At 45.8% G+C, this 10,667-nt stretch carries 7 protein-coding genes; 3 read left to right on the top strand and 4 right to left on the bottom strand.

What is annotated here, in order from left to right:
• Nucleotides 1-306, bottom strand: a 306-nt coding sequence (locus Q0668_RS09825) for a hypothetical protein (protein ID WP_298863585.1), incomplete at its 3' end; no start/stop codon positions are given.
• A 176-nt stretch (nt 307-482) separates the two neighbouring features.
• Between Q0668_RS09825 and Q0668_RS09820 the strand changes: the two genes are divergently transcribed.
• Both Q0668_RS09820 and tsaD read left to right on the top strand, forming a co-directional pair.
• Complete coding sequence (locus Q0668_RS09820; protein WP_298863583.1) at nt 483-1,922, top strand: S41 family peptidase; 1,440 nt, start codon at nt 483-485, stop codon at nt 1,920-1,922.
• A gap of 299 nt (nt 1,923-2,221) precedes the next feature.
• A complete protein-coding gene (gene tsaD / locus Q0668_RS09815) occupies nt 2,222-3,253 on the top strand; it encodes a tRNA (adenosine(37)-N6)-threonylcarbamoyltransferase complex transferase subunit TsaD (protein ID WP_298863580.1) in 1,032 nt (343 codons plus the stop codon).
• Nucleotides 3,254-3,271: 18 nt separating this feature from the next.
• Here tsaD and Q0668_RS09810 read toward each other — a convergent pair whose 3' ends face one another.
• Nucleotides 3,272-4,519, bottom strand: a complete 1,248-nt coding sequence (locus Q0668_RS09810; RefSeq protein WP_298863578.1) for a hypothetical protein — start codon at nt 4,517-4,519, stop codon at nt 3,272-3,274.
• A gap of 200 nt (nt 4,520-4,719) precedes the next feature.
• Nucleotides 4,720-7,467 (bottom strand): hypothetical protein, encoded by a 2,748-nt coding sequence (locus Q0668_RS09805; RefSeq protein ID WP_298863575.1) that lies wholly within the window; start codon nt 7,465-7,467, stop codon nt 4,720-4,722.
• Nucleotides 7,468-8,047: 580 nt separating this feature from the next.
• Between Q0668_RS09805 and Q0668_RS09800 the strand changes: the two genes are divergently transcribed.
• Nucleotides 8,048-10,054 carry a hypothetical protein gene (locus Q0668_RS09800; RefSeq protein WP_298863572.1) on the top strand — a complete coding sequence of 669 codons (2,007 nt, stop codon included), beginning with the start codon at nt 8,048-8,050 and terminating at the stop codon, nt 10,052-10,054.
• Between the two features lie 11 nt (nt 10,055-10,065).
• Here Q0668_RS09800 and Q0668_RS09795 read toward each other — a convergent pair whose 3' ends face one another.
• The gene (locus tag Q0668_RS09795) at nt 10,066-10,554 is read right to left on the bottom strand and encodes a hypothetical protein (RefSeq protein WP_298863569.1); all 489 of its coding nucleotides are present in this window, start codon (nt 10,552-10,554) and stop codon (nt 10,066-10,068) included.
• Nucleotides 10,555-10,667: the final 113 nt, after the last annotated feature.

The raw sequence follows: 10,667 nt of genomic DNA, 5'->3' as shown, positions 1-10,667 counted from the left end.
GGCAAAACAAACTGGCATCTGTTCAGAGGATAATAGATCCAGGACCTGCCGCCGCGAACGAATTGTGGGAGAGAGCCAGAGTGTCGAACCGGGACAATGTCGGGAGAGACCAGCCTGTAAGGCTGCCCGATATTGAATCAGCAAATGTTCCGTTTTCCCGGAACCTGCTGTACCCGTTAAGATTTGAACTTCCGGCTCCATGATTTCTCTTGCCCGGTAAAGACGATTTTTTTGTAAAACGATCCAGTATGCAATGTATCCGGCTGAACCCAGGAATTCAATTTCGATGGTATTTTCTATATTCACCAGTTATAGTCATATTGATTATAGGGCAAATCTTGCCACTGCTTTCCTGATCGCCTACACTTATATCATAAGAAATAAATAAAATTCAGAGTTTATGTCACTCAGACAAAACACAATTGAAACTTTTATGCTACTTGGCTTGAATTGTGTTCTGTAATTCTCATAAGGAATCATCCATGCAAAAATTCCGTTTGATCAGTTCATCCTTATTTCTGTCCGTTGTTCTTTCGTTAGCGTTTTCTCAATCACTCTACGCTGATGAGAAACCCAAAGAAAAAGACGATGACTATTATCAGATGATGAAACTCTTCGCTGATACTTATGAGCAGATTGAGCGGAACTATGTGAAAGACGTCGATCGACGTATCTTACTAGAAGCAGCCATTCGAGGCATGGTAAAGGAACTGGACCAATATTCGAACTACATCAGCCCTAAAGATCTCTCCCGCTTTAATCAGGTGGTCGAACAGGAATTCGGTGGGATTGGAATACAGGTTCACATCGATGAACATAACGGGCGGTTAACCGTCATGACACCGCTTCCAGGGACTCCCGCATATAAAGCAGGAATTCGGGCCGGTGATATCATTGATAAGATTGAAGGAAAAACCACAAAAGGTTTCACACTTCCAGAGGCCATTAAAACACTCAAAGGGCGTGCTGGAGAAAAAGTCAGCATGTCAGTCATTCATAAAGGTACGAGTGAACCTATCCCTTTGACAATTACGCGTGAAATCATCCATGTTGCCACCGTACTGGGAGACACTTACAAAAAAGACGATGCCTGGGATTTCATGATTAATAAAAAAGACAAGATTGGCTATATTCGCCTGACTCACTTCAGTCGGCATAGCTCGGAAGAGTTGAGAGCAGCCATTGACGAGTTAAAGAAACAGGGTATGAAAGGCTTGATTCTAGACCTGCGATTCAATCCCGGTGGATTACTTTCTCAGGCCACCGAAATATCGGATATGTTCATCGAGTCTGGAAAAATCGTGAGTACAGCAGGCCGCAACAGTCGCAATCGAAAGTGGGAAGCCACCAAAGAAGGTACTTACTCCGGTTTTCCAATGGCGATTATAGTCAATCGTTATTCTGCTTCCGCCAGTGAAATTGTTTCTGCTTGCCTGCAGGATCATAAACGCGCCGCCATTGTAGGAGAACGAACCTGGGGCAAAGGCAGCGTCCAGAATGTGATCGAACTGGAAAAGGGAGAGAGTGCCTTAAAACTGACCACAGCCAGCTACCATCGACCAAGTGGAAAAAACATTCACCGTTTTCCAGGATCAAAAGCCACAGACGTCTGGGGAGTGACTCCCGATGAGAAATACCGTTTACGCCTGAAAGACGAAGAACTGGAAGATTTGGGAGAATACCGCCGCAATAGAGACATTCTGGACCACAGTGCCAAGCACGATGAACAATTTAACGACAAACAGCTTGACCTTGCCATGAAATATGTAGAAACAGCCTTGAAAGACAAAGCAAAGCCGACAAAAAAGAGCGATGCGAAAAAACCGAAAAAAAAACCAGCACCCAAAGCAGCTAAACCTGCAAATAAAGCAGCAGGTCTACCGCAGCCAGCCAAAGCTAAAATTGTCATTCAAACAACCTAGTGGAGCGTCTTTTTTGAATTTAAAGGTGATCGAGATCACGGGATTGCGACAACGAAGCACGTAAACAACACTCCCAGCCCTCAATTCCAAGCTTGACAAATCACTAGAACGATTTCAACGATACCAGAATCAACTCTGGTCATTGAATCAAAGATACTATCAAACGTGATGTGTAGCCAGAATTGTGATTGATGAATTCTAACGGCTGAATTGATCTCAGCCCACCTTCAAAGCAAGCGACTTTCGGAGACTTCTGAAACCCGAACGTCGCTTTTCATTTTTATTACCTGTTATCATCCATGAACCAGCCTAAAAAATACCTTCTGGCGATCGAGTCTTCGTGTGACGAAACCGCGGCAGCCGTCATCACGCGCGACATGGGAATCCTTTCGAATATCGTCTCTTCACAAATTGACTTGCATGAAAAATTTGGAGGCGTCGTCCCGGAAATAGCCTCGCGAGCGCATCTGGAACGAATATTGCCCGTCATTGATGAAGCACTCAAAGAGGCAGGCATTTCTTTAAACCAGTTATCGGCCATCGCGGTTGCCACAGAGCCCGGTCTCGTGGGGTCACTCCTGATTGGATTAACCGCGGCTAAAACCCTGGCCATGACACTCGATTTGCCGCTCATTGCGGTGAATCATATCGAAGGGCATCTGTTCGCCTGTCAAATGCAGGAAACCCGACCACTTTTTCCTGCAATCGGTTTGGTCGTAAGTGGCGGTCATACAAATTTGTATCACTGTTCCGAGTCTTTCGAATTTGATTTAATTGGCGCAACCATAGACGATGCTGCCGGCGAAGCGTTTGATAAAGTCGCCAAAATCTTAGGGCTCGCTTATCCGGGAGGCCCTTCGATCCAGAAAACCGCCGTTTCCGGAAATCCAAAGGCCTTTCCCTTTCCCCGAACGTTTCTGAAAGACCCCGAACTCCGCTTCAGTTTCAGCGGGCTCAAAACCGCAGTCCTCTACACCGCGCTCGGCAACCCCGGTGCAAAAAAACAACCACCACCGCTCACTCCCGAACGAATTGCTGATCTTGCTGCCAGCTTTCAGAAAACAGTTGTTGATGTGTTAGTCGAAAAATGCCAGCAGGCACTTAAGCAGTACAATTACTCAACACTTTGTGTAGGAGGGGGTGTGGCAGCGAACACACTGCTTCGAGAACGGTTGGCTGAAATGACAAAGGAAGAGGGCATCTATCTCAGCATGGCCCCTCTTGATTTATGCACTGACAATGCTGCTATGGCGGCAATCGCCTGGCATCATCTGGACCAGGGTCGAATCGCTGACCTCGATCTGGATGTCAATCCGGGGCTTGTCAGATAAAAGTCTCTCAATCGCTTGCTAAGGCTGCAGAAAACTGAACGTAAACACGTCGGTCACATTCATAAATTGTGGGGAAAGTGACAGTCTGACATATCTGCGATCTGCTGAAATTACGGCTGCCTCCGACAGACTGATTCCTTCCGGAATCACAGAAATCACTGGTTGATTGGCAACGCCACCAATATTTTGTGAGCCGGTTACCAAAGGAACCTGTCTCCCTGTTGAAATTGTTGTTCCCGCCTGTCGTGAAACGCGAAAACTTTTTAAAGACTCTCGAGCAGACTTTGAATTCGGACGAACACCATACGACAAATTACGAATCGAATTCTGGCTTGTTTTCTGAGAATTTTGTAGAGTCTGTGGCACCCCGGATTTTTTGCTCCGCCGTCCTTTCGAAAGATCAATGGGAATCACCCGATCCTTTTCCGTCAGAGGCACAATCATCGACTCGATGACAGGACGATCTAAACCGTGATAACGGGTCACTTTCAATTTCGCTCGCTGACCAACAATATTTCCCGATACATAACGCACTCGCACTACATAGGTTCCTGGAAATCCATAAGCACAAACATAGTTTTCGTGACAATTTTTCTGTTTGGGACCATATCCGTCATTCAACAACACCCCGCCTCCGGCTGTCAATGGTGCTTCAAATGAACAAACTGTTCCCTTAGGCTCTTCTACAATCAGATCCAGATCGCCATCCCCATTCCAGGTCAGTTCCAGTTTTAAATCTCGCTTCAAGGCCTGTTGTCTGGCTGAACGAACGCGTTCGGCTTCTGCTTTTCGTCCCGCAGTTTTAAATGATTGTTCCAGGTCCGCTAATGCATTTAAAGCCCTCTCGTGCCACTGCTGATGATCATTCACCCAGACATGAGTCAGAATTCCAGTCGCCGCCCATTGGAGGGCCTCCTTGTCTTTGAGTTTTTCTGCAAGTCGTAATCCCATGATATAGGATTCCGGTCGGTCAGGCTGCAGTTTTGCTGCCTGCTGGTACAGTTTGAGCGCTTGCTCATCTGCATTGAATCGAGATAAATAGGCTGCCGAATAAACCATGCTGGGTACATCCGTCGCAGAAAAATCGATGCGAGAAAGCAAGACTCGCTGAATCTCCTGCTTGGGACGTCCGAGAATTTCCATCGACAACGCCAGCACATCGTACATCCAGGGTTGCGATTGATTATGTATCAGAGCGGCATTAATGGCGGCAATGACATGTTCATGTTTGCCAGCCTGATGCAAATTGAATATTAAGTCATTCACTACCGATGGCGCTGGTTTTCGCTTGGAAAAATAGTCGCTCCAAAACGTAGACGGATCTTTGATATTGCCGACTAATGGAAGCTTGACTTCGTTCTTTTTTACCGACGGAGTATTAACAGAAACGGAGCCTTTCTTTTCAGAACGGCTCCGTACTGTTGATTTAGATTGTCCAGGGACATCAGGTAATGTCGATTTCCCGTTTATTTCCCGCTTTCCGGTTTTTTTTTGAGTTGTTTAACCGTGCGATTATTGAATTGAAAGGGATTGTCCTCGACCTGAAATTGTGCCTGAGGCTGCTTGGATTCAGCTTTTCCTAGAATATCATCCAGAATCGCTTTCATTTCCGGATCGTGAATCGGCTTAATGACCTCTTTGGCAACCTTACCTTGTGCTTTTTTGACAGGTTGTTTCTGCCCTTTTTGTGCCTTAGGTGTAGTCATCATCAGAAATTCAGGTGCGATATTAAACAATCCCTGACCACCACCACCTTGCTGCTGACCACCACCAAAACCGCCTTGCTGGCCACCGCCCTGTTGACCTAGGCCGTTGCCACCTTGTTGACCACCAAAACCGCCTTGGCTGCTTCCAACTGAAGACTGTTGAGCGGATACCGAAATCACAAGATCAGCTACCGGATAAACGCGTGTGGTTAAGATTTCATCTGCTTTCACAATGGTCGTAATTTTCATCACTTCATCTTCAATCAGATAGGTCAAACCGATCGGTTTCAAAATGATATTCATGGCACTTTTCAATTTGATGCCACTTAAAGAAACATTCACCGGTTCATCAACTGTTAAACCTTCTTCACCCAGATCATTTGAGTTGATCAAAATTGTGATATTATGCAACTCAGCAAAGTAAGTCATGACTTCTGAGAGCGGAATATCCGGGAAGTTTGCTTCTGTTTCTTTTTGCAATTCTTCGAAAATTCTCTGCTCTGCAGGGCTGGCGCGATGCAGGTCAACAGAGGCCCATTTCTTGCGACGTTCTGTCAGATTGACCCAGACTGGCGCGGCAGGCCAACGAATGGGAGGTTCATCAGGAAATGGAACGTGCGATAATTCAACCTGATAGAGTGTTTCCAGGAATCGGTCTGATCGTAGAGAACGCATTCTGAATACTTTATCCAATTGTCCCGCTGCTTCAGATGTAAACAACGCTGCTGTCGCTGGTCCATTACCTGGTTCCATCTGAACAGCCACCCGAGAAACAGCTTCTGCCTCTTCATAAGCATCACTGTTTCCGTGCTTACCATCTTGTATCAAGGATCGTACCCTGTCGATCAACTGTTCCAGCTTTTCATCTTCCAAAAGAATTTTATCGACAAGACGTTTTTGTTGTTCCAACTGTGCCAACTGTTGCTGTTGACGAATTTGTCGTGTTTCAGCTATTTCCATCTGACTGCGGACATCCACCATATTATTATTCAGACGGCGTTGCAGTTGCTGACGAAGATCAATATCAATATCCGATGTAGATTTGAGGAAACTCAAAGATCGTTTCAATATGCTCAGTGCTCCCTCGGGATTTTCAGCAGTGATCGTTCGCGCTTCTTCTATGGCATTGGAAACCTCGATCTTCATCTGAGCTCCCTTGATCTGCCTTAACTGCTCCACTTTGCTGATCGAATCGTTAATCGGAGGCTTTGCATCTGCTTTTGTGGCTGGCTCAGGCTTGGCATCCGCTGCTGGCTTAGCATCGGCTGCTGGTTTTTTGGTATCCGCTTGTGCCAACTGATCTTGTTGTTGAAATTTATCGGACAGTTTCAACAGTGAATTACCACGCGTATTCCCAGGATCGAGCTGATGTAGCAGATTACCAAACCGGGCAGCCTGTTCAAAATTACCACTTTGAATGGCACGCGTGCCCGCAAATTCTAACTGAGCCATACGCTCTTCATGAGCAGTTCGTGCTAGGTTCATCATTCGCTGACCGGCAAAGGCAATCCCGATATCCTGCCCCGGCTGAGAGTTCATCCAGGGAACAGCCAGGAAACTATTGACTGCCTGTGTAACGGGTACATTAAATTTCCAGTCAGCATTCAAATGACGATTACTCAACTCAAGTGACAACCGGCCACTCAATTCGCCTTTGGCAAGATAAACCGTGTCTCGGTCTGTACGAATTGGCAAAGCTTGACGTGTATTTAATTCCAATTTTTTGTCTGAAAGCTGAATCGTATTCGGAAAGAAAACGGGAGCTTGAACCGCTTTGGCTAATTGCTTACCTACTATCGTTGGCAGATCCTTTTTCTCTTCAGCCTGATCGACGAGAACAATACCACCCGTGTAAACTCCTAACGTTCCCAAAAGTCGTAAATCTTTTTTAGGTCCCACTGCATAACTGTGAACGGGAACATGTTGATGAGCCAATTGACTCGTGAGTGCAGCCATTTCCGGGAGAGAAATTAATCTGGCTGAACTCATTCCATCCCCAATATAAAGAATGGATCGAACCGGCTGTTTCTGTAGCCCCTGCATGACAGTTTTGAAAGCTTCAGAAAGATTCGTTGCTCCCAATGGTGCCCGATTGGCTAAAGATGCCACTGCAAGTTTGGCCCCTCGGCTCTGTGGTGCCACGAATTCATTGACGAATGGCGTGCATTGCACATCAACAGCATAGATGCCAACCGTCGCATCGTTGGGAAGCTCGCTCAGGAATGACTTCAAAACATCCAACGCCTGAGTTCGATGCTCGCCGACCTGACTGGCTGAAGTATCAAATAGGATCGCAATCTGCTTTCCTGAATGCACATCAGCGGGTAACCGATCTGCTTTCATTTGCAGAGCATAATAATGCTCGCCTTCGCTATTTTGATAACTGAGGATCTGGCCAATGTTTGATATTTCTGGAAGTTTGTTATCAGCATAGCCTTGCGAGGAGCACAACAACATAGTTGACGCTGCCCAAACAAACATTGATATTCCAAATCTGGATTCTGACATTTTTTCTCTCTCCCGAGTAACTTTAGGCAAGAATGCTCTCACTCAGACCAAATGGACGATCGCCAAATTGCGCATTCTCCTCAACTGTGCATTGTATATTCAATCTCGGACTCCATTGAAGGAAATTCCCCCGATTTTCTCTTAATTCTCCAAATTTGGTGGGACTTGAATAGTGATTGTCGGCACGGACTGAAGTATCCGCGTAATTTATAGTCCGATTATGGGGAAAGTGAGGATCAAGGCCCACTTAGCGAAATCATTGATTTCGTGAACCTGCTCTATTAAGTCGGACCGGGGAATATCCATTCGTCCACATCATTGAGACAAAGCAGACCATTCTGATGCTCGTCGCTTGTCCAGATTATCTCGATTCTGCTCAATAACTCCCCAATGATTTGACGATCTTGAATACAGACTCACCTCACTTCCTCATCGGGCAACGCCTGTTTTACGAACTGGGTGTCATCAAATGACATCCATTCCGCACATCAATACCTGACACCATTTCTTTCACTCTCTTTTTATTTCACTGTCTTTGCGTATGAATGATCGATGGCAATTCAACAGGACGGCTTTGTTTTTGAGCGCAATGGCACTTGTGCTGATCGCGTTGGCGATTCAACCGTTTGCAACACATTTTACAGACGATTGGAAAGCAAATCGAACTCACTCTGGAACGATCACCGCAAGAAAACCAGTTATACCTGGCGCTCTCCCTGTGGATTGGAACCAGCCTGTAAACATCATTACTTCCAGTAAGAACCCGAGCTTTCCACTTTCGCTTCGAAGTGACGACGAATATGTGTTGATCATCAATAATTTGGAACGAACGCCTCAACATTCGCGAACAGTTCATCTATCAGCAGATCTTAAATCCAATGATCGGGCGCCAGATGACTGCTATTTTCAAAATACGAGTAACCTCATTCAATCGACTCACTCAAATCGTCATTTGAGCATTTCACCTGTATCTGATGAAAGACAACATCAAATACCGCTCGCTCTATCCGATTTAGAAATAAAACATCCAGAAAACGAACGAGCTTTCTATTTATTTGTGACTGAAGGCGACTTCTCCGACAAAAATAAATATACACGCATTACAGGAAGACTGATTCAACAAAGTCCGCGCGTCGCCGTTTATCTGGATGACCAACAGCACACAAAAGAATTGACCGCTGGCCTGGTCAATGAAATCATAAAAATCATGGAGCAACAGGTTCTGGATCAGATCACCCGAAAATGTGGCCCAATTCGCGATGTGGATCAGGATGGACGATTTACCATCCTGCTCTCACCCTGGTTAAATAAGCTGCAGGGAGGCAAAACATCGATCAATGGTTTTGTACGACCCAGCGATTTCCGAGAGTCTGTCGCAAAACCTTTCAGCAACCACTCCGACATGCTATATCTGAATTCAACACTCAAACCTGGTCAGGAATTACTGGATTTACTCAGCCACGAAGTGACACACGCTGCCATTTCCAGTTTTCGGACTGCGCCAGCACACTCTCAATCTGGACCGTTAATGGATGAGGAAGACTGGTTGAACGAGGGCATTGCGCACATTATGGAACCGGGTTATACAAATCGCGATTACCGGATCAGTGAATTTTATCGTCGTCCCGAATCTTATCCACTGGTTGTCTCAGACTACTATCGCGCTCAACTCTGGCGTAATCATGGTTGTCGGGGAGCCGTCAATCTGTTTCTGGATTGGTGCAATCAGATCGATCCCACTCAGAATTTCTCTTACCGTTTCGCACATCACCCCTCAACGGGTATCAAAAAAATAGAACAACTCACTGAATTTCGCTTCTCAGAACTGTTCCGGCAATGGTCACTGAATCTCGTCAGTCAATCCTTAAATGCACAGGCTCCAGAGAACTCGCTCTCCCCACAATCAGGCTTTCCTCAAGCAGGCATTCATTGTGGAAAATTTGTCTTAGCGGGCCCTGCTCTGCGAACCTGGAATCCGTTTCATGACCATAGTACTTCACTGAAGATTGCTTCGACTGCATCCAGCTTTGTGCATCTCAAGTCAAACAGCAAGCTAGCCCATGACATCACAATCAAGGTCAACGGGTTCCAGAAAATGCAATTGACACTTTTGAAATTTCCCAAAAGTAAAGAGCGGCCCTCTTTAATCGCCAGATATAACGACGACGTTTCCCAAGACGTTCAATCTCCAGATTTTGTTGAAATTCGTCTGAGTTGTCTACACCCAATTCATTCGACCGTAGAAACAATCAGTCTGGAATTTGGCGGCGCCGGGCTCTCTCGGAAGGATCGAAAACCGCGGCAGTTTCTAACCAGCGCGCTGAACTCAACATTGCCTGCACTGAAAGGAACGCTGGAACTGGCCCGATGTGGTACTCAACAAGACCGGGGAACTCTGGTAACCAATTTTTTGGTACGTTTGCCCCGTAGTGCATTACCAGCACATTCCAAAGCTGCCTGTTGGAATTTCAAAGCCATCGTAAAAACAGAGCAGCAAACAAGAACCGCTATACAGTGTGAACTCAAACTCCCCGTCAAACATATACAACGTCTGACCGAGTCGACTGCGGAAACTACAGTGAAATGAAGTCAGGTCGTTTAAAAGCTGTTTTCTTTTTCCAGAGTCTCACCCGTATATTTTATTCGAGTCGCAAACATCTTTTTCAATCGGGAGACGGGATACATGCGAACGATTTTGTTTTTGTAGGTAATTCTACCCTGATCATCGCGGCCCAGATGAGTAGCAACATCAGGCTTGGCCAGATCGGCGTATAATGCAGCGAAGGTCTCTGGATCAACGCCATTCCCGTTTTCAAGATCTTCCATCGCATTCACACCACCACAAGAGACAGCAAATGAGTTTAACCCTTTTGTGGCGGTGGTCATGAAATTTTCCTCTTCCAGGGCCAACTGGGATTCAAGCATCTGTTTTACAGCGCCTTTTATTTTATCTTCAGTCTCCTCCGTTGGAGTTCCTGATTTTTGCTGAGCAAGCAACCTCGTGCTCTGAAAACTCTGAGAAGTCCCCAGAACATAACCCACAGTGATCAGAAGCAAACCGATAACAACCTGGTTTAATCTGGACATGAAAGACTCCCCGTGAAATCAACTTTTTATTATGATTGGTTTCTATTCGAGATGAGAATTACTGGCTGACTGATCAAATGAATTCAGCCTGCTGACTCAAATAGAATGACAAG

This window comes from uncultured Gimesia sp. (assembly GCF_937910335.1).
Classification (GTDB): Bacteria; Planctomycetota; Planctomycetia; order Planctomycetales; family Planctomycetaceae; genus Gimesia.
The sequence above is the reverse complement of the archived record's forward strand: the minus strand, read 5'-3'. Positions and strand labels throughout refer to the sequence as shown.

Excerpts from the sequence above, each read along its gene's own strand:
- tsaD (WP_298863580.1), top strand. The coding sequence starts at position 2,222 with ATGAACCAGCCTAAAAAATACCTTCTGGCGATCGAGTCTTCGTGTGAC.
- Q0668_RS09820 (WP_298863583.1), top strand. The coding sequence starts at position 483 with ATGCAAAAATTCCGTTTGATCAGTTCATCCTTATTTCTGTCCGTTGTT.
- Q0668_RS09795 (WP_298863569.1), bottom strand. The coding sequence starts at position 10,554 with ATGTCCAGATTAAACCAGGTTGTTATCGGTTTGCTTCTGATCACTGTG.
- Q0668_RS09805 (WP_298863575.1), bottom strand. The coding sequence starts at position 7,467 with ATGTCAGAATCCAGATTTGGAATATCAATGTTTGTTTGGGCAGCGTCA.